Origin of the sequence: Rhizobium leguminosarum, from assembly GCF_001679785.1 — a bacterium.
GTDB classification, from domain to species: Bacteria; Pseudomonadota; Alphaproteobacteria; order Rhizobiales; family Rhizobiaceae; genus Rhizobium; species Rhizobium leguminosarum_R.
In genome coordinates this window covers 2158278-2177523 of the sequence record NZ_CP016286.1, presented here as the reverse complement: position 1 = coordinate 2177523, position 19246 = coordinate 2158278, and the positions used below count along the sequence as shown (strand labels likewise).

The window sequence follows — 19246 nt, the reverse complement described above, 5'->3', positions numbered from 1 at the left end:
ATTGATTTACCGGATAATTTTATCCTTGAATCGATTCCGCTTTGAACTACGCAGTAGGCATCCAAAATTCGCTTTCGAGCCAGGGCAGAGGCGTATGGAACCAACCCACTTATTCGAGCTCGTCATCGCGATGTTTCTTGCGATCATCGCGCTGCACTATGCCGCCCACAGGCTCGGACTGCCGCCGTCCGTCGCGCTGCTGACCGGTGGCGCCTTGCTGGCATTTGTGCCGGGGTTGCCGGCGATATCGGTCGATCCGGAACTGGTGCTGGTCATCTTCCTGCCGCCGCTCCTGATGGACGGCGCCTGGGCCATCGCGCTGGCGCGGTTGCGGCGCCATATGATCGGCATCGCCTCGCTGGCCGTCGGCGCTGTGTTGTTCACCTGCGCGGTGGTGGCCGTCGTGGCCCATCTTATCTTTCCATCGCTTCCCTGGGCAGCCTGCGCGGCTCTTGGCGCGATCGTTGCCCCGCCGGACGCAGTTTCGGCGCGCGCCGTGCTGGAGCGGGTAGAACTGCCGCGGCGGCTGCAGATTCTCCTGGAAGGCGAGAGCCTGCTCAACGATGCGAGCGGCCTGGTTCTTTTCCGTTTTGCCGTTGCCGCCGCCGCAACGGGAGCCTTCAGCGCCGGGGAGGCTGTCGGCAGCTTCCTCGTGCTGGCGCTCGGCGGCGCCGTCGTCGGCGTCGTTGTGGGAACGGCATGGGTCAAGCTCGTCCGGCGTCTCGGCGACGAATATCTGATCATCGCAGCCACGGTGCTGCTCGGCTGGATCTCCTATCTGCTCGGAGAACTGCTGCATGTTTCCGGCGTCATTGCCACCGTCACCACCGGCCTGATCGCGTCCTGGCACCAGCACACCGTATTTTCAGCCGCAACGCGCATGCGCGGCACGTCGTTCTGGACGGTGATGATCTTCCTTATGGAAGCTTCGGTTTTCACCTTGATCGGCCTCTCGCTGCGGGATGTCGTCGAACGCGGCGGCGGCTTGACCACGGTGATCGCGACGATGGGGCTGCCGATGCTGGCGATCCTCGTCACGCTCGTGGTGGCGCGTTTTGCCTGGGTCTTCGCCTCCGATCTCGTCATCAGGTTCTGTGCAGCCCTGGGGGTGACGCGAACTCGGCCGCTCGGCGTCGGCGGCGCGACGGTTCTCAGCTGGGCAGGCGTGCGCGGCGTGATCACGCTCGCTCTGGCGCTTAGCCTGCCCGAGGGGTTCCCGGGCCGTGACTTCATCCTCGCCACATCCTTCGCCGTCATTCTGGGAACCGTGCTCGTGCAGGGCACGACATTGGGACGGGTGATTGCCTGGGCGCGGCTGGTGGAGACGGAGACGGAAAGAGCGCGCCTGAGCATGAGCCAGGCCGAAGTCGCCATGGCGCAGGCGCAGCTCGGGACCGTCCAAAGCCTGGCATACGACGCGGAAGGACAACTCATCCACCCGCAATTGCTGGACCGATACCAGCGCAGGGCGACAGTGATCGTCGACTATGCCGAGAGAACGGAGCATTACAAACCGGTGCTCCATGCTCACTTCGACGTCGTTCTCGAAGCGGTTGCCACGGGACGACGGGAACTCATTCGCCTTCATCGCGCCGGCGACATCGACGACGAAACGTTGGACGAGCTTGAACGCGATCTCGATCTCGAGGAGTTGAGCGCGATCTCTGCCAAGGCGTAAGGTTCAGCGCCTTACGCCCTTCGATATCATCGTCAACGCATTGCGATATCGAGGCTGATGCAAGCGCGAGCGGCTTGGAAGCCGTGCTCTCAAATGGCAATCTGTTCGCCGAGTTCGACGACGCGGTTGGACGGCAGGTTAAAGTAATCGGAGGGATCGATCGCCAAGCCCTCCAGCCCCATGAATATGCGCTCCTGCCAGGCGGGCAAGCCGGTGTTCGGCGTCCTGACGAGGTTCCGGCGGCCGAGATAGAAGGAGGTCCTCATGATCTCGAACTTGAAGCCGCTCTCCCGGCAGAGAGCCAATGCCCTGGTGACATCGGGATCGTCCATGAAGCCGAAAGTGATGTCGAGGCGTACGAAACGCGGCGAGAGCTGGCTGATCTTGATGCGGCGGCTGTCGGGCACATAAGGTTCGTCCTCGGTCCAGACGGTCAGGATGACGTTCTGTTCGTGGAGCACGTGATTGTGCTTGAGATTGTGGAGCAGGACGTTGGGCGTGCGATCCGGGACGCTGGTCAGGAAGACGGCCGTTCCCGGAACGGTGACCGGGGAATGCTCCGACTTTCGCTCGATCGACCTGATGAAGGAATCGAGCGGGATCTCGTTGTTGGCCCGCAATCTCTTCAGATAGGCCTGGCCTCGGGTCCATGTCCACATCATGACCATGATCGCCAGCGCAAGGGCGACCGGAACCCAGCCGCCATCGTGGATCTTCAAGAGGTTCGCCGCCAGGAACAGGACTTCGATGATGAAGAGCGGCAGCAGCAGGACGGCGGCGAGCACGAGGGAGTAGCCCCAGACGGCCCGGAGGAACTGGAAGACCAGCATGGTCGAGATCACCATGGTTCCGGTCACCGAGATGCCATAGGCCGTCGCCAGCGACTCGGAGTCGCCGAAGGAAAAGATCAGCATCAAGACGCCGACCAGCAGGAGAAGATTGACGCTTGGCACGTAGATCTGGCCGGTGTTGGTCTCCGACGTGAACTTGATCCTGAGCCTCGGCAGGAAGCCGAGGTGAACCGCCGAGCGGGCCAGCGAAAATGCGCCTGTGATTACCGCCTGGCTGGCGATGATCGTTGCCATCGTCGCCAGAATAACCACCGGCAGCAAGGCCCAGTCGGGATACATCAGAAAGAACGGATTGGTGGCGGCTTCCGGATGGGCGAGAACGAGCGCGCCTTGGCCGAGATAGTTCAGAAGTAGGGCAGGAAAAACGAGCACGAACCATGCCATCTGGATCGGGCGGCGCCCGAAATGCCCGAGATCGGCATAGAGCGCTTCGGCGCCCGTGACCGTCAGAAAGACGGCGCCGAGCACGATGAGGCCGACGCTGCCAGCATGGCTGAGGAACAGGAATGCATTGATTGGATTGAGTGCCTCCAAAATCCTCCAATCGTCGCCGATATGGATCAGGCCGCCTGCCGCCATAGCCAGAAACCACAACACCGTTATTGGCCCGAAAAAGATGGAGACGGCGGCGGTTCCCTTCGACTGGACAGCAAAGAGAACGATCATGATCGCAGCTGAAGCGAGCGGGACGTATTCGGCAAAGGCCGGCGTAACCAGTTTCAGGCCTTCTAGTGCCGACATGACCGACAAGGCAGGCGTGATCATCGCATCGCCGATGAAGAGAGCCGCTCCGATCAGGCCGGCGAAGAAGAGCACCGGCACGTTTCGCCCCATCTTCTTCATCAAAAGGGCGAGAAGCGAAAGCGTGCCGCCTTCGCCGTCATTGTCCGCCCTGAGAAGGAAGAGCACATATTTGAAGGTTACGATGATTGTCAGCGTCCAGACCATCAGCGAAATGAGGCCGATGACCTCGGCTTCGTGTACGCCATCGGCCGCAAAGGGCCTCAGCGCCTCGCGAAGGGCATAAAGGGGGCTGGTGCCGATATCGCCATAGACGACGCCGACCGCGCCGATGACCAATCCGGCAAAGCCCTTCCGGCCGGCGCCATCCCCCGTCTTATCCATATGCGTCGACGTCATGGTTCCCCGCTCATGCCATTTGCTTTGAGCACAAACATATGCCGCATTGCAGAACGGCAAGCAAATTGATGCGGGTGCTATTTTTTTATGAGGGGCGGATGTGGGCGTAGGAAGGTGGCGTTGCGATCCGTTCAAACCTCGTTCGCATCCCTTGTGATTGCGCTTTCGCATGGTAATAAGGACGCATGACCTGCGCCCTGACCCTTTCCGGCTTCTATTATTCGCTGCTCCCATAGAGAGCGGCGCAAGGTCATATTCCTGACACTCGAGACGCCGTACGGTCGGCGGCACGTGTGTCAACAGAAGGTCTCCGGCCTCATCGGCCCAAAAGGAGACCCTCGTTGATACTATCCTCTCAGCCTATCGGACCTAGATCTGACTTTCTTCGCACTTTGAGCGAGCGCGGCTTCCTGCATCAATGCACCGACTTAGGAGCACTCGACAGTTGGCTTTGTTCAGGAGCCGGCACCGCCTATAACGGATTCGATCTCACCGCCGACAGCCTGCATGTCGGGCATCTCATTCCGATCATGATGCTGCGGTGGTTCCAGAAGACGGGTAACAAACCGATTGCGTTGCTCGGCAGTGCGACAAGCCGCCTGGGCGATCCGAGCTTCCGTGACACGTCACGTCCTTTTCTCAGCCAAGAGCAGATCCTGAAGAACCTGATCGGCATCCGGCAGGTCTTCGAGCGATTCCTCGTCTTCGGGGATGGCCTGACCGATGCGGTGATGGTCAACAATGCCGATTGGTTGGGCGGGCTCAACTATCTCGATTTCCTGCGCGATATCGGGCCGCATTTTTCAGTCAACCGAATGCTCACATCGGAGAGCGTGCGCCAACGGTTGGAACGAGAGCAATCGCTGTCATTGCTGGAATTCAACTACATGGTCATGCAAGCCTACGACTTCCATGTGCTCGCAGAAAGCCGCGGCTGCCTGCTTCAACTGGGTGGCTCCGACCAGTGGGGCAATATTGTCAGCGGCGTCGAATTTGGACGGCGGATCGGTGGACGCTCCTTGTTTGGATTGACTGCCCCGCTGCTGACGACATCATCGGGCGCGAAGATGGGCAAGAGCGTTTCGGGCGCGGTTTGGCTAAACGCCGACCGGCTGTCGCCCTATGAGTTCTGGCAATTCTGGAGAAACACCGGGGATGCTGATGTGGGGCGTTTCCTCAGGCTGTTCACCGAGTTACCCTTAGACGAAATTGCACGCCTTGAAGTGCTTCGGGATTCCGAAATCAACGAAGCAAAAAAGATCCTTGCCGACCAGGTCACCAGCCTGTGCCACGGGGCTGATACCGCGGCGCAAGCTTCCGAAACCTCCCGGCGCGCCTTCGAAGCAGGCGAAGTGCCGGCGGGTCTCCCGACGGTCATTCTCCCGGATAGCCTTCGCGGTGATTTTCCGTTGGTCGACGCCATGGTCGTTGCCAGGCTCGCCAAGTCGAAAAGCGAAGCGCGTCGATTGATCGTCGGCGGCGGTGTGCGAGTCAACGGTGGCAGCGTAAAAGACGAGACAATGCGGCTTGGCGACTCCGACGTCCAGGACGGGGTGATCCGGCTCTCGGTCGGCAAGAAGCGACAGGTCCTCCTTCAGCCGGTTTAGCGCTGTGTTCGGGGAGCGGGCAAATCCTAAACAGCTTGTCGCGCTCCCCGCGATACTCCACGTAAATCAGCGAACAGCCGTGCAGCTCCCAACGTCATCAGGCTTGACACGGCCGGATTGAAGATCGCTCCATTGCGGTATCGACGGATCAGGGCCGCCGATCTTTGCCTCGAACGTCGCACGGTCCACCTTGATGAGCCGTCCTGACGACGTGATGCCCACCATCTCCTTTTTGCTGACATATGCCAGGCTGGCATTCAGCCGGCAGAAGAACTGCTTATTGCTGTTTGAGATGACCCAGCCGTAGCCGCCAGCCTTGCCCTTGGTGAGTTTGCCGACGGCATAGCCCTGCTTTTCAAGCTTCGAAAAAGATTCCGCCTGCGCAATGCCCGTCATAAAGGCAAAGCCGATCGCTGCGGCGACGACCAGTCCGACAAAGCCCTTCCAGCCGGCACGTGCACCCGTATTGTTTATATGCGTCGACGCCATAGTTCCCCTCTCGTGCGACTTGTCCATGGCACAAACATATGCCGATTGCAGAATGGCAAGTAAATTGAGGTGAGGGCGAATTTTGTGAGAAAGGGAGGTGGATGTGGACGGAGCAGCTGCGCGTCACAGAAACATCAGCGGCCGCCAACCATGCGTGAGATCAGCGGCGGCTACATGATGCTGACAAGGACTGTCAGCAAGGGTGTTTGATAAATCCTGCGAGCGCGGCTTTTGAGCCAGCGCCATTTCGTCGGAAAGTCCGGCTATCTGCGGGATCGCTCTGCTGCGATCCCGCCCCAATCGGAGCAGAGTGTCGAGATGAAGCCGCACCACCGCATTTTCTTCATTCAGTTTGCCGTGGCCCTTTCCTTAGGTGCGTTTGTTTCGCGGCTGCCCGATCTTCAGGTCAAGTTTAGCCTGACGGAAGGCGAGCTTGGCCTTCTGCTCGCCGTCCTGTCCTCCGGGGTTCTCTGCGGGTTGACGTTCTCGGTGGGGTTGATCGAGAGGCTCGGTGCGCGCACCACCGCCTTCGTCACCGTCTTCGGTGCGTCGCTGTTTTTCGCGTTGATCCCTTGGATGCCCTCAGCTCTCTTGGCGGTGCCGTTGTTCTTCATTGCCGGCGTTTTCACCGGAGCATTCGAGATCAACGCTAATATCGAAACCGATCGCCATGAGGCGCTGCTTGGGTACCGCATCATGAGCCGGGCTCACGGCATGTGGAGCCTCGGCTTCTGCATCACCGCCCTTGTTGCCGCCGGCATGCGTCAGGCTGCCGTCTCCATCGAACTGCATACCTTCATCGTCCTGGTGACGGTCTTGATTGCCGGGTCGATCGTTTTCTCTGGGATCGAGAATGCGCCCCGACGGCAGGACGCTCACCCCGGAGATACGCCGATCATCGCTTTTCCCACGATCGGACTGCTCCCCCTTTGCCTTCTCGCCGCAGCTCCGCTTCTTGCCGAAGGCGCAAGCGTCGATTGGTCGGCGATCTATATGCGCGACGTATTCGCGGTCGAACCCTTCATCGGCGGGCTCAGCGTGACCATTTTTTCCTCGTTCATCGCCATCGGGCGGCTCGGCATGGACCCTGTCATCGACCGCTTCAATCCGCGCCCGGTCGCAATCACTCTCCTTGGGATCGCTGCCATCGGTGTTGTCATGGTTGCGACGGCGACACACCCTGCTATCGCGCTCGCAGGCTTTGGCCTGACAGGTATCGGCTGCTCCTCAGTCTATCCGCTTGCCATCTCGGCTGCGGCCCGACGCACGGATCGACCCGCACCCGTCAACGTTGCAGCGCTCGGGCAGACGACGTTCCTTGTGTTTTTCGCCGGGCCGCCACTGCTCGGTTTCGGCGCCGAACACTTCGGTATCCGCTTTTCGTACTGGGTGGTCGTCCCTGTTCTCGCCGCAGCGCTGCTGGTCACCAGGGCACTTGCCGCTGATCCTGCCCCGGTCACAGGCCAACCCGAACCGGCGCAACCACACGGTTGACACGCCACGCCGGCGACCTTTGTCGTAAGCTCGTTCACGTCCTCAACCGGAGGGGAACCTCCGGCTTTCGCTGGTGAATCGGACGAGCGCAATGTATTTCCCGTTGCGCCGAAGTATTATGGGTGGCCATCGGAAATATAGCTCGTATAGGTGAGGAGCTAATTCCGCATACTGTCGTCAACTCTTGGCGAATGGTTTTGCTGCTCAAGCATTGCGGCCACAGTCCATCTCGTCTGAGTGGACCTGGTTGGGATGGCGAAACTCCAGCCTTTCGGCCTAGCAAAACATATGTTTTACGGGGTTTGTGATGGCCGTGTCCGGCCGCAAATGGAGGCTCGACTACGGAGTTTTGCGCCTCGCTTCGGACAAATTTCCGCCGCCAAAATGCCAGTATTAGTTGTTTCTAAATCGCGCCATAATTCGCATCTACGTTGCCGCGCCTGTTTATTCTTCGCCACATTTCGGAATTTCAACATTATACAAACAATGGTGGGTAACTATGAAGGTTATTCTCGTCATCGTCCTTACGGCGCTTGCCGTGCCCTGTGAGGCGGACATGCTCCGCACGGCGTCCAAGTACAAGAGCATGCACGAACGCTCCATCTCCTTCCTGAGCATCAATCCGCGCAGGGTGTCGTGGTGCGGGGCGTTCCTTGCCTTTGTCGCCAAACGGTCTTCGCGGCAACCGCCGCCCAACCCCAACATGGCGGCGTCCTGGAGGAAGTTCGGCAAGCCGGTCGGTGTCCGCTCCGCCAGGCGAGGGGATGTCGTGGTGATCCGCACCGGCCGGCGCTTTCATGTGAGCCTGTTCGATCACATCGATCAGCGCCGGCAGTACGTCTACCTGTTCGGCGGCAACCAATCCAACCGGGTCCAGCTGTCGCGCTATCGCGCCAGTTCGGTGGTCGCCGTGCGACGATGATGTTGGGGTGAGAACTCACCCACCTTCCAAACCTCGGCAGGCGGCGGGAAAACAGGCCTTACGCCTTGCGCGCCCTGATGTGGAGGAAGATCGGCGCGATGCGGGTATCGGCGACTATTGGCTCGGCAAGCGCCACCTCGACTGACGCCATGGGCTCGCCGAAAGCTTCGATCGTCAGCCCCGCTTCGACGATCATCGACACCCAGGTCGACAGCGTCCGGTGAAAGCGCGGGACGGCAAACGGCGTCAGCGTCACCCGTTCTTCCTCTGGGATGGAGGAAAAAATCCAGCGATCGATCCGGCCGTCGCTCTCATCGAAATAATCGGCGATCTCCACTGCGACGGGCTTGCCGGCCTCGTCACGGATATTGCGGCGCGTCGGCGGCACAAAGCAGGGATGCAGGATCGAAAACTGCAGGAAGCCGCCCGGCTTCAGGACGCGGTGGATGCCCTTCAGCACCTGGCGCTGATCGGCCATGTCCATCATCGACATGAAGGCGGTGACGAAATCGAAACTCGCTTCGGGGAAATCGATGCCCTGGCCGTCGCCGAGCACGTAGTCGATGCCGAGCGGCGCTTGCGTCTCGGTCTCGCGGGCATAACGAATGAAGGTCGGGGCGATGTCGAGACCGATCATGCGGGCGCCGAGGCGGGCGACGGCGCGGGTGTTGGAACCTTCGCCGCAGCCGAGATCGAGCCCGGCAAGGCCTGCCACCGGCGGCAGCATCTTCAGAAAGGCCGGTGTGTTCAGCGCGTCGCGATATTTGTCGTAGCCTGCGCGGCTATAGATCGTCCAGGTCTCGGCATTGCTCTCCCAATGGGCGGCGACATCATTGGCGTTCATGGCTCTCCTCCTTGTGCGATCGGAACGGGCGGGGAGCTATAAGCGCAGCGGATTACAATGGGAAGACAGGCAGTCTACTGCAAGTGGTTCACGCCCATGGATCATGACCAAGTTCGCGTGCACTATCATGCGATCGAGAGGATAGGGGGCTGCTGTGTCCGACGAAGTGATCATCCGCGAGCTGGTCGGTCTCGATCAGACGATGACAATTTTCCCGCTGTACAGCCAGGTTAGTGGCCTGAGCGAGGCCGTGGTTCGCCAACGACTTTCAGCCATGTTCGCACAGAGCAACTACCGCTGCGTAGCAGCCTACATCGATGAACGGATGGTGGGTGCGTCGGGTTTCTGGACGGGCACTCAGTTGTGGTGCGGCAAGTATATCGAGGCGGACAATGTGGTGGTAGACGGCGCCCTGCGCAGTCGGGGCATCGGCGGCAAGATGATGGCGTGGATAGAGGCGGAGGCGGAGCGGACTGAATGCGCGGTGGTCCGTATCGCCATGGTGCTGGGCAGGGAGCGTACGCACCAGTTCTACGCGAGAAACGGCTACTTCGACGACGGCCTGTTGATGGTGAAAGCCCTAAGTCGCGGTGCGGCCGAGTTTCCGGAATATGTCTCTCAACAAGTTTGACCATCGGCCTCGCAGCTTGGCGCAAGTTGCCACCATTGGCGCGCGCGCCTTCTTGTTCGGGGCGGCGATTTTACGGTCGCGTGACCGAGCTTAGAGATGCCGAGGCACCGTTGCCTTCAGCAGTTGCACGAGCGTAGGGTCCATGAAATCGTACTCGTCTGGAATATCCAGGCATATCAGCCGCTTGCCTTTGAGAGCTGGCCGGTATTTGCCCTGGACTTTCGCACGGTGAGCCTTCTCCATGACGAAGACGATATCGGCCCATTCGATCAGTTCGTTCGATAGTGGGTTTTCGGCATCGTTGTTGGTGCCGGCCGAGGAGACCTCGATCTCCGGCCAGTTTGCGAAGACCTGTTCGGCCGTCGGGCTGCGAAGTTTGTTCTGACTGCAGACGAACAGGACGTTTTTCACGCTTTTATCTCTCTTCAAGCGAACAGGACCGGCGATAGCACAATTCCGTGTCCGGGCGAACCAAGGGAGTGGATGCGTCAGCCGCCGCTCACACTCTTGAACGCGGTGATGATGCTTTGGGCGGCGAGTTGGGCCTCATCTGACGTCGTCTGGAAATTGGTGACAGAGAGGCGCAGGACGTCGCGGCCGCGCCATTTGGCGCCGCCGGCGAAGATCATGCCGTCCGCCTGAATCTTTTCGATCGTCTTTCGGGTCAGTGCGTCGCCTTCTTCGTTCTGCAGGTCGGCTCCGAAGCGGATGACGAGCTGGTTCAGCGCCACCTCGTTCAGGATGGCGATGCCGGGCTCGTGCGCAAGCAGGTCGGCCACCAGCCGAGCCGAGGCACAGCACTGGTCGATCAAGGCGGCGATGCCGTCGCGGCCGAGATGTTTCAGCATCGCCCAGGTGGCAAAGCCGCGTGCCCTTCTCGAAAGCTCGGGCACGTAATGTGAGGGATCGCGTTCACCTTCGCCGGCGAGCGGCAGGTAGCTCGCGGCGATCGTCATGGCGCGGCGATGGGCGAGCTCGTCGCGGACGATCGCATAGCCGCAATCATAGGGCGTCTGCAGCCACTTGTGGCCGTCGGTCGCCCAGCTGTCGGCCGCTTCGATGCCGCGGCTGAGGTGGCTGGTCTTCGCTGACGCCTGCGCCCAGAGGCCAAAGGCGCCATCGACATGCACCCAGGCGCCTTTCGCCTTCAACAGCGGGATGATGGCGGCGAAATCGTCGAAGGCGCCAGTATTGATCTGCCCCGCCTGTAGAACGGCGATGACGGGTCCAGAGACAGTATCGAGCGTGCCCGCCAGCGTGGCCGGGTCTATCCGTCCCATCGCGTCGGTGGGCAGGCGCAGCACGCGATCATGCCCGAGGCCGAGGAATTGCAGCGCGGAGAAGACGGTCGTGTGGGCGTCGTCGCCGATCAGCACGGTAATCTCAGGCGCCCCGAAGAGGCCCTTCGCATCAACATGCCAGCCCACTTGGCGCAGCACCTCGCCGCGAGCGGCGGCAAGGCAGGTGAAGTTCGCCACCGTCGCGCCGGTGACGAAGCCGACCGAGCTTTCGGCCGGCAGCTCCAGGAGATCGAGAAGCCATCTCGCCGCGACGGTCTCGACGGCGGCCGCGGCCGGGGCGGCGGCATGGTTTCCGGCATTCTGGCCCCAGGCGCTGGTGAGGAAATCGGCCGCGACGCCGACCGGATGGGAGCCGCCGATGACCCAGCCGAAAAAGCGCGGCCCAGTGGTTGCATGCAGCCCGGGTTCGGCGCCGTCCGAGAGACGCCTGATGACGTCAAGCATATCGGAACCGGCCGCCGGCAGCGGCTCTTCGAAACAGGCAAGCGAGGCTGCGTAGTCGTGGGTGGGCATATGGCGAGCGGGTGCTGCCTGCCGGAACGCGGCCGCAAGGCGGGCGGCTTCCTGAAACAGAGATGCAATTGCCGTCATGCGGGTCCCCCTGCCGCCACCGATCCTGGAGGGCCTCACCCTCGAAAGCAGGCTGCCGGCACACGCAATCTAGCCCATATCGCCGAGGCTGTCTTCGCCTGGCAGATCTCGGATCTGGGTTCCAGGGCCTTCCTTGGGCTTGCCGAGACCTCAAGATAAATTGAGCATTGCGGAGGCGCTTCCTAAATATCTGCAATAACTACCTTATCCCGTTCTGTGCGTTTTTGAAACTTCGCGGCTCTTATTGAAAATGATTGCCTTCGTTGCAAGTATCGTTCAATAATGCGGAAATATCATTTGCACCATTGTCAAGTTGGTGCTGCCAATCAGCGAGGGATATGCACTGAAATATTTCCTTCTCTACGCGCTGACATGCACGTTGGTCGGGATAGCTCTTCTCTTCATCATCCGTGAAGTTGTACCGTTCGCGATCGACAAGCCAACCGATCAATCGGTGGCCGACTCAACTGATGAGCCAGTTGCCGGGCCAACCGAGCAATCAGCGGCCCGACCAACCGGTGAGCCGGTGCCGAGGCAAACGACCGATCAATCCGCCGTCCAGCCAGCCGATCCCCTGGTCGTCCGATCCACCGGCCAGCCAGTCGACCGGCCAGCCCGTGAACCGGTGGTCGGGCCAACTGGCGAACCGGCAGCGAGACCGACCGATCAATCGGTGGTCGGTCCGCCCGGCGAACCGGTCGTCCGGAAGGGGGGCCGGCTGGGGAGTCCGGCGCAGTGACCGGCGCCTGAGACGACGGATTTCCGTTCGATCTCGTAACTTCGAGCATATGCTGAACTGCGAAGCTTCCTGACACCGGTTGCATCGGCTGAGGCCATCTGTATTGACAGTACCTCTCATCTCGCAGGTGGTCCCGATGGATGGAAGTGGCACGACGATCAGGCATGTCAGGGCAGACGAAGTGGAGGCTTTCCGGCGCATCCGTCTGGAAGCGCTTCGTACCGAACCGTCCCTCTTTGCAAGCCGCTACGAGGACTGGGAGGCTCTTTCTCTCGAGGAGTGGCGCAATCGCCTGAATGAGCCGGTTTTCATCGCTTTTCAGGATGACGAACCCGTCGGCATAACCGGCCTAGTTCGGCAGCGGTCGAGCAAGATGGCCCATCGCGCGACGATCATCATGGTTTACGTGAGAAGGAGCCTGCGCGGAACGGGCCTTGCCGGCAAGCTGCTCAGCGCGGTGGCCGATCACGCGCGCGATATCGGCATCCTGCAGCTGGAACTCTTCGTCAGCGCTGAGAACCCGGCTGCAATACGCTTCTATCAGCGGGAAGGCTTCTCCGAGATCGGCAGGATTCCCGGCGGGGTTCTGGAGGAGGGCAGGGAGATCGACGACGTCATGATGGCTCGCCGTCTGGTCGGTTAGGTCTCACGCGGATGGCTCAACGCATATCGGCTTGCGCGACCATTGACCTCAAGCGGGGTTGGGGTTGCAGCATGCCGGCATGGGCTGGAGGTTTGGCGGTGACGAAAATTCTGAAAGACGAGGATCTGGTCGGCAGCGCGCTGATGATGATCGCGATCGATGCTCTCGAGACCGCTTTTCTCGCGAGAGCCGACAATCGGTTGATCTCTCCGCCCCGGCACCATGTCTCGTTTCCCGATCGCGGCGATCTCGTCTTCACCGTCGGCGGCATCCTCGGCGAGAAACCGCTCGCGGGCTTCCGGGTCTATGAAACATTCGAAGGGGCTGAGCATTCGCAGATCGTCGCTGTGTGGTCGGCCGACGACGCCAAGCTCAAGGGCATTATTCTCGGAGAGCGTCTCGGCAACCTCAGAACCGGTGCGATCGGAGGGCTCGCCATCCGGCATCTCAGCGCGCCTGACGCCAGCATCGTCGGGATCCTCGGCAGCGGAGCGCAAGCGCGAACCCAGCTTGCCGCGGCCGCCGCCGTTCGAAAACTGGACCGCGCCCGCGTCTATAGCCGCGACGAGAAAAATCGCGCCGCCTTTGCAGCTGAGATGCAGCACGCCTTGGATATAGAAGTGGAGCCTGCCGGCAGCGCCTATGAAGCCGTCGATGATGCCGACATCGTCATCTGCGCGACGACGAGCCGAACGCCCGTCATTCATGCCAGGGATTTGAAGCCCGGCGTGCACGTCAACACCGTCGGCCCGAAAACGCGTGAGGGATACGAACTCGGCCTGGATATTGCCGATGCCGCAGCCGTGATCGCAACGGACTCTCCCGAACAGACGCGCGCCTACGCTTCGCCGTTCTTCCTCGCCGGCTCCGGCAATGAGCACCGCATGGCCGACCTTGCCGATTTCATTGCCGGGAAAGCGGCGGCGCGAGGATCGCCTGGCGATACGACCTTGTTTTGCTCCGTCGGCCTGGCTGGAACCGAAGTCGTCGTCGCCTCGGCAATCCTCGATATGCTGTGAGCCCGTTTCCTTATTCACGCCAGACCCAGCACATCCCCCATGGCGTATGCGCCGGGTGTGCGCCCTGCGATCCAGCGGGCGGCGGCAAGCGCGCCGCGGGCGAACATGCCGCGATCGAGAGCCGAATGCGAGAGCGTCACGACTTCCTCGGCGGCGGCAAACAGGACGCTGTGTTCTCCGACGAGCCCTCCGGCCCGCAGGACGGCAAAGCCGATTTCGCCGGGCGGGCGCTCGCCGGTGATGCCGTCACGCCCGCGCCGCTCGACGGATGCGAGGGAAACGCCGCGGCCTTCGGCGGCGGCTTCGCCGAGCATCAGCGCCGTACCGGACGGCGCGTCCATCTTCCGGTTGTGATGGGCTTCGAGGATTTCGATGTCCCATCCATGCGCGGGAAGGGCGCGGGCGGCCTGGGCGACGAGGCCGATCAGCATGTTGACACCGATGGAGAAATTGCCGGAGCGCAGGATCGGAATCGCGCGGGCGGCTTCTGCGATCCGTTCGAGCTCATCCGGCTCGAAACCCGTCGCCCCGATCACCAGGGCCGGTCCACCGGCCGAAGCGCACAAACCGGCAAGTTCGGCGGCAGCGCGTCCCGTCGTGAAATCCAGGATCACGTCGGCCGCTCCGATCGCGGTCGAACGGTCGATCAGCCCGGCGCCTGCGGAGCCCTCGCGGCCGATGCCGCCGACGAACGCAAAATCCGGATCGGCCGCCAGCAGCGGCATGATGGCGCGACCCATGCGGCCATTCGCGCCGGCGACGGCTATTTTGATTGGTGAGGTCACAGATTTTCCTTGGCTCGCGATATTTCCAACGGACGGCTGTTTGCATCGGCATTACGCCGGCGAACGGGATCTGCCACTACCGCACTTGCGCTCCCGGGGCAAAGCAGCGATCTCCTCTGGTCGTCTGGTGCCTACCAGTTGCCGGGGTCGGCGGTGTGATCGATGCTGGCGAATTCGTCGGCCTTTTGCCGATCCAGCTTCACCTCCGTGGCCGCCTTCGTCTCGTCGACGACCGAGTAGCGGTCGGGGATCGGTCCCCTTGACAGTTCCTGATACAGGAGCAAGGCGGCCTCCTCGGCGGTGTCGGCCTCGATCTCCCGAGTGATTGATACGGTGAACTTGTGCATGGCTTCGGCCCTCTCGGTCGGTGCGCCGGCGTGTACGTGGCGTGCGCAGTCTGACACGAGTTTTGTGTCGATGACACTAAAACTGCTCGCTTAGAATTTGATTCATGCGACGGCTTCAGGTCTTTGTTTTTATGAATGTCGTGGTGCCAAGCCGCCGCACCGTTTTGGGCGAACTCAGCCGAGGAGATAGATCATGCGCCTGAATCAAGTAACCGTTACGATGCCTGACCTCGATGCGGGCTGGAACTTCTACTGCGCTCTCGGTCTCACTCCGGTCGTCGACGCTCGTCCTCGCTATGCGCGTTTCGTCTGCCCGGACGGGGACAGCACCTTCTCCCTGCATCAGGGCGAAGGCGGCGGTGGCGGCACCACGGTGTATTTCGAGTGCGAGAAGCTGGACGAGACGGTCGGCAGTCTCAGCGAGGCTGGTGTTCGTTTCGTCACCGGACCGGAGGACAAGAGTTGGCTCTGGCGCGAGGCGGAGCTTTTCGACCCCGGCGACAACCGCATCATCCTTTATTTCGCCGGATCGAACCGCACCGATCCGCCGTGGCGAGTGGATAAGGTGGACCGCCCGAAGTAGGGCGCCTCGGCGCCTGCCGATCCCGGCCTTCCCGAAATTGACGAATCGCGGTCGCCTCGGCATCTTTGTATCGGCGTGGCCTAACGCCGAACCTCCCAGACCTTCCCCAGCAGGGTCTTCAACCGGAGGCAAAGGGACTTTCGTCTCGGGTCGTGATCCTTGGTCCTGATGTTTCGGGCTGTTGCTGGGGAACTATGTCCGGAACGTGAGAGGCCCTGATATGACTGAGAATGGAAATTTCAAACGGCGGGTGCGTGCACGTGCCGCCAAGACGGGTGAATCCTACACCGCCGCCCGCATGCATTTTCTTCCCAGGTCGGCGAACGATGCACTGCCTGAGGCAAGACGCTTGCGTCTGGCCGTGGCCCAGACCACCCATGCAGACGATCCCCGCGATGCCGACAAACTTCGCCAGAGTGGACAGGAGATACGCCTGCTGATGCGGCGGGCGCGAGAGGCAGGGGCGCGGCTCATCCACTTTCCCGAAGGAACGACATCATCGCCGAACAAGCGGATCATGTCGGAAATCGGGCCGAGAGAGATCGGGCCGTCCGATTGGCGGCGGTTCGAATGGGCCGTGTTGCGTGAGGAGCTGGATACAACGCGCAGACTGGCGCGCGAACTCGGGCTCTGGACGGTCATCGGCTCGGTGCATCCGCTGACGCCGCCGCACCGGCCGCACAACAGCCTTTATGTCGTCTCCGACCGCGGCGAGCTGGTGACGCGTTACGATGAGCGTCTGCTGTCGAACACCAAGATCTCCTTCATGTATACGCCGGGTTCGATCCCCGTGACCTTCGAGGTCGACGGCATCCGTTTCGGCTGTGCGCTAGGTATGGAGTGCAACTTTCCCGAAATTTTCACCGAATACGAGCGGCTCGATGTCCACTGCGTGCTGTTTTCGTCCACTGGGGGGACGCCGGCCAATGATGCCTCCTTCGCCGCCGAGGTGCAGGGGTATGCGGCGAGCAACAGGTATTGGGTGAGTTTCTCCATACTCGCACATCCCGGTTTAGCTGATCCCGTGTCTTCCGGGATCGTCGCGCCCGGTGGTCGGTGGGCGGCGCAATGCCCTGCGGATGGAACGGCCGCGATATCGCTCGCCGATATCGACGACAATCACGGCGATATTGCCCGGCCGTGGCGGCGCAAAGCGCTGGGCGGCCTCTACGAGCCGCACCGCGTGGCCGGCGATCCGCGCAGCGACGGGCGAGATATGTTTTAGAGCCGCGTCGCGTCGGCGGCATTCCGGCAAAAGTGATTGCAAGCGATGCTGAACGCACTTGCGGAACCCTACCCACGGTTCCGCAATTTCTTCATACCCGCTTGTCCCGAAGTGCCATTTAGCAGCGCCGCGCAATCGTCCCGTGTGAAATCGCTCGGACTGGGCTGGAGAAAAACGGTTTGCCTCTTATTTCAGTGGGCAATGCGAAACGAGAGCGAAAGGACCGCGCAATGGCAAAGAACACGATCTGCGTATGGTACGACAAAGACGCTGAGGCTGCTGCCCGCTTCTATGCCGCGACTTTTCCCGACAGCGCCGTGGGGGCCGTCATTCGGGCACTGGGAGATTATCCTGACGGCAAGCAGGGAGACGTTCTGGTTGTTGAATTCACCGTTGCGGGTATTCCTTGCATCGGCCTGAACGGCGGCCCTGCGTTCAAACACAACGAAGCCTTCTCCTTTCAGATCGCAACGGACACTCAGGAAGAAACCGATCGCTATTGGAACGCGATCGTCGGCAATGGCGGCCAGGAAAGCGAGTGCGGCTGGTGCAAGGACAAGTGGGGCGTGTCTTGGCAGATTACGCCGCGCGTCCTCTCCGAAGCCCTTTCGGCAGGCGGTGGCCAGGCAAAGCGCGCTTTTGACGCGATGATGACCATGAGGAAGATCGACATTGCGGCGATCGAGGCGGCGCGGCGCGGCTGAGACAGCTTCGCGCAGAACGATCTTTTACCAGGGCTCGCATCTGGTGCGATCCGGTCCCAGTGGCGATATTCGCAGTCGGCTCAGAACCAGAGATCGCGCACGCAGCGTCCCTTGGATGGAAGGTCTTCAAATGTGTCCAGGCCGTCGAAATGATCGATAGGCAGATGCTGAACGAGATCCGGCGGCGCAAGCCGCATATTGACGGCCATGCGCCTGCGGCCATCCTTTGGAAGCCGCAGGCCGCGCCAGCTCAAGACACAGGCGCAGGATGGGCAGAACAATATTTCGAGAGACGGCTCGTCCCGGTCTGCGCGGGCGTAGGAGGCGGTCTGACCGATGAGGGCGATGCGCTCTCCTTCGTAGTCATAGGCCCACAGCGTGCCGTAGCGTCGGCAGAGCGTGCAGTTGCAGGCGGTGATCGAGCCCGGATCACCTTCGAGTGTCCAGCTTGCCTTACCGCAATGACATGAGCCCGTCAGCATGAGCGTCGGTTCGATCCTGCTTTCCATTCAAGGACGGCATCCTGCCTCAATCGCGCGATGACCGCAATTGGGCGATCCAGGCACGCCTATCCATCTTCCAGGCGGGATGCGAGCAGGTATCGGTGGCTCAAATACCCGCTTTCCGCGGAGGCGGCCGACCTCCACTGCGAGCCCGGTTTTATCTACTGCGTATCCGTGGATGCCTGCAGGAGGCTTACGAGCCAGGCCACGCCTTCGTCACGCATTGCCGCCTTCGGCGCAGTCGCGTTCATGGTGAAGCGCCCGAGTGGCAGGGGAGGATTGACGCTGTCGACGCCGAACCGCGCGGCATGTATCTCGACGAAGCGACGTGGCAGGGCCGAGATAAAGTCGGTTTCCGCAAGCACGGCGAGCGCGAACATGAAGTTCGGGACCGTCAGCGCCACCCGCCTGGAGCATCCATGGCTGGCCAACACATTGTCGACAAAGCCATGTGTATCGCCCAGATGCGAGACCACCAGGTGCTGCATGGCGCAGTAGCTGGCCAGCGTCTGATCGATCAGAAAAGGGTGACCCTGACGCGCAGCGATGACGAAATCCTCTTCGTAGAGCAGCAGGCTCGCAAAGCGGACTGGAAACTCGGCCTGGGGAATGATGGCGATGTCCATGTCACGGGCTTCCACTGCGGCCAACGCATCGCGCCAAGCCAGATCAGGCGATGGCTCGCCCTGTCTCGGCAGCAATTGCCGGATGCTGATTGCGATGCCGGGAGCAGACTTGGCCAACAGCTCGAGCAACGGCGGCAGAAACACAGACGAAACACCATCGGGCGCGCCGATCGTAAATCGCCGCTGAGAGCGCGCTGGATCGAATGGCTCCGCTGTCGCCACCACGCTGCGAACGCGCGCCAATATGTCGGCGATGGGTGCTGCAAGCTCCTCGGCCCGGTCTGTCGGAACGACGCCCTTCGGTGTTTTGAGAAATAGCGGGTCACCCAGCAACATGCGCAGCCGGCCAAGGCCGTGACTAATGGCCGAAGGCGAGAGGTTCAACCGCTGCCCCGAACGGCCGACATGGCGCTCCTCCATGACAGTCTCGAACAGCACGAGCAGGTTGAGGTCGATTCTGGATAGATCAATTTGGTTCAGCATATTGCTGAAATCATATCATTGGATTCATTATCCTGAAAGTG

The 19246-nt window shown here is 61.2% G+C and carries 20 protein-coding genes; 11 read left to right on the top strand and 9 right to left on the bottom strand.

Annotated elements, in window-relative coordinates; genetic code table 11:
- Window positions 1–94: 94 nt before the first annotated feature.
- Window positions 95–1678: a Na+/H+ antiporter gene (locus BA011_RS10900; RefSeq protein WP_065280466.1), complete on the top strand. Its 1584-nt coding sequence runs from the start codon at window positions 95–97 to the stop codon at window positions 1676–1678.
- 89 nt (window positions 1679–1767) lie between these two features.
- Here BA011_RS10900 and BA011_RS10895 read toward each other — a convergent pair whose 3' ends face one another.
- The gene (locus BA011_RS10895; RefSeq protein ID WP_065280465.1) at window positions 1768–3669 is read right to left on the bottom strand and encodes a potassium transporter Kup; all 1902 of its coding nucleotides are present in this window, start codon (window positions 3667–3669) and stop codon (window positions 1768–1770) included.
- Between the two features lie 341 nt (window positions 3670–4010).
- Between BA011_RS10895 and tyrS the strand changes: the two genes are divergently transcribed.
- Entirely contained in the window at window positions 4011–5276 is a 1266-nt protein-coding gene (gene tyrS / locus BA011_RS10890; RefSeq protein ID WP_065280464.1) for a tyrosine--tRNA ligase, read from the top strand.
- A gap of 66 nt (window positions 5277–5342) precedes the next feature.
- Here tyrS and BA011_RS10885 read toward each other — a convergent pair whose 3' ends face one another.
- Window positions 5343–5765, bottom strand: a complete 423-nt coding sequence (locus BA011_RS10885) for a hypothetical protein (protein ID WP_151343448.1) — start codon at window positions 5763–5765, stop codon at window positions 5343–5345.
- A gap of 318 nt (window positions 5766–6083) precedes the next feature.
- Between BA011_RS10885 and BA011_RS10880 the strand changes: the two genes are divergently transcribed.
- Both BA011_RS10880 and BA011_RS10875 read left to right on the top strand, forming a co-directional pair.
- Window positions 6084–7259 (top strand): MFS transporter, encoded by a 1176-nt coding sequence (locus tag BA011_RS10880; RefSeq protein WP_065282495.1) that lies wholly within the window; start codon window positions 6084–6086, stop codon window positions 7257–7259.
- A gap of 499 nt (window positions 7260–7758) precedes the next feature.
- Window positions 7759–8181: a TIGR02594 family protein gene (locus tag BA011_RS10875; RefSeq protein WP_065280463.1), complete on the top strand. Its 423-nt coding sequence runs from the start codon at window positions 7759–7761 to the stop codon at window positions 8179–8181.
- A 58-nt stretch (window positions 8182–8239) separates the two neighbouring features.
- Here BA011_RS10875 and BA011_RS10870 read toward each other — a convergent pair whose 3' ends face one another.
- Window positions 8240–9025 (bottom strand): class I SAM-dependent methyltransferase, encoded by a 786-nt coding sequence (locus BA011_RS10870; protein ID WP_065280462.1) that lies wholly within the window; start codon window positions 9023–9025, stop codon window positions 8240–8242.
- A gap of 154 nt (window positions 9026–9179) precedes the next feature.
- Between BA011_RS10870 and BA011_RS10865 the strand changes: the two genes are divergently transcribed.
- A complete protein-coding gene (locus BA011_RS10865; RefSeq protein WP_065280461.1) occupies window positions 9180–9656 on the top strand; it encodes a GNAT family N-acetyltransferase in 477 nt (158 codons plus the stop codon).
- A 90-nt stretch (window positions 9657–9746) separates the two neighbouring features.
- Here BA011_RS10865 and BA011_RS10860 read toward each other — a convergent pair whose 3' ends face one another.
- Both BA011_RS10860 and BA011_RS10855 read right to left on the bottom strand, forming a co-directional pair.
- Window positions 9747–10067: a low molecular weight protein tyrosine phosphatase family protein gene (locus tag BA011_RS10860; RefSeq protein WP_065280460.1), complete on the bottom strand. Its 321-nt coding sequence runs from the start codon at window positions 10065–10067 to the stop codon at window positions 9747–9749.
- Window positions 10068–10144: 77 nt separating this feature from the next.
- Window positions 10145–11548, bottom strand: a complete 1404-nt coding sequence (locus BA011_RS10855) for a pyridoxal phosphate-dependent decarboxylase family protein (protein ID WP_065280459.1) — start codon at window positions 11546–11548, stop codon at window positions 10145–10147.
- A 313-nt stretch (window positions 11549–11861) separates the two neighbouring features.
- Here BA011_RS10855 and BA011_RS45035 point away from each other — a divergent pair, with 313 nt between their 5' ends.
- From BA011_RS45035 to BA011_RS10840, 3 genes are all read left to right on the top strand, one after another.
- Complete coding sequence (locus BA011_RS45035; protein WP_065280458.1) at window positions 11862–12287, top strand: PT domain-containing protein; 426 nt, start codon at window positions 11862–11864, stop codon at window positions 12285–12287.
- A 136-nt stretch (window positions 12288–12423) separates the two neighbouring features.
- Window positions 12424–12930: a GNAT family N-acetyltransferase gene (locus tag BA011_RS10845; protein WP_065280457.1), complete on the top strand. Its 507-nt coding sequence runs from the start codon at window positions 12424–12426 to the stop codon at window positions 12928–12930.
- A 98-nt stretch (window positions 12931–13028) separates the two neighbouring features.
- Window positions 13029–13949, top strand: a complete 921-nt coding sequence (locus BA011_RS10840) for an ornithine cyclodeaminase family protein (protein ID WP_065280456.1) — start codon at window positions 13029–13031, stop codon at window positions 13947–13949.
- Window positions 13950–13963: 14 nt separating this feature from the next.
- Here BA011_RS10840 and dapB read toward each other — a convergent pair whose 3' ends face one another.
- Together dapB and BA011_RS10830 are read right to left on the bottom strand one after the other, a co-directional pair.
- Window positions 13964–14734: a 4-hydroxy-tetrahydrodipicolinate reductase gene (gene dapB, locus BA011_RS10835; protein WP_065280455.1), complete on the bottom strand. Its 771-nt coding sequence runs from the start codon at window positions 14732–14734 to the stop codon at window positions 13964–13966.
- A 131-nt stretch (window positions 14735–14865) separates the two neighbouring features.
- Window positions 14866–15081, bottom strand: coding sequence for a hypothetical protein (locus tag BA011_RS10830; RefSeq protein WP_065280454.1), 216 nt, complete (start codon window positions 15079–15081; stop codon window positions 14866–14868).
- Between the two features lie 193 nt (window positions 15082–15274).
- Between BA011_RS10830 and BA011_RS10825 the strand changes: the two genes are divergently transcribed.
- The 3 genes from BA011_RS10825 (at window position 15275) to BA011_RS10815 (ending at window position 17593) form a co-directional block, all read left to right on the top strand.
- Window positions 15275–15664 (top strand): VOC family protein, encoded by a 390-nt coding sequence (locus BA011_RS10825; RefSeq protein WP_065280453.1) that lies wholly within the window; start codon window positions 15275–15277, stop codon window positions 15662–15664.
- Between the two features lie 220 nt (window positions 15665–15884).
- Complete coding sequence (locus tag BA011_RS10820) at window positions 15885–16889, top strand: carbon-nitrogen hydrolase family protein (protein ID WP_065280452.1); 1005 nt, start codon at window positions 15885–15887, stop codon at window positions 16887–16889.
- Between the two features lie 230 nt (window positions 16890–17119).
- Complete coding sequence (locus BA011_RS10815; RefSeq protein WP_065280451.1) at window positions 17120–17593, top strand: VOC family protein; 474 nt, start codon at window positions 17120–17122, stop codon at window positions 17591–17593.
- An 80-nt stretch (window positions 17594–17673) separates the two neighbouring features.
- Here BA011_RS10815 and BA011_RS10810 read toward each other — a convergent pair whose 3' ends face one another.
- The gene (locus BA011_RS10810) at window positions 17674–18075 is read right to left on the bottom strand and encodes a GFA family protein (protein ID WP_065282494.1); all 402 of its coding nucleotides are present in this window, start codon (window positions 18073–18075) and stop codon (window positions 17674–17676) included.
- 182 nt (window positions 18076–18257) lie between these two features.
- A complete protein-coding gene (locus BA011_RS10805) occupies window positions 18258–19205 on the bottom strand; it encodes a LysR family transcriptional regulator (RefSeq protein ID WP_065280450.1) in 948 nt (315 codons plus the stop codon).
- Between the last annotated feature and the right edge of the window lie 41 nt (window positions 19206–19246).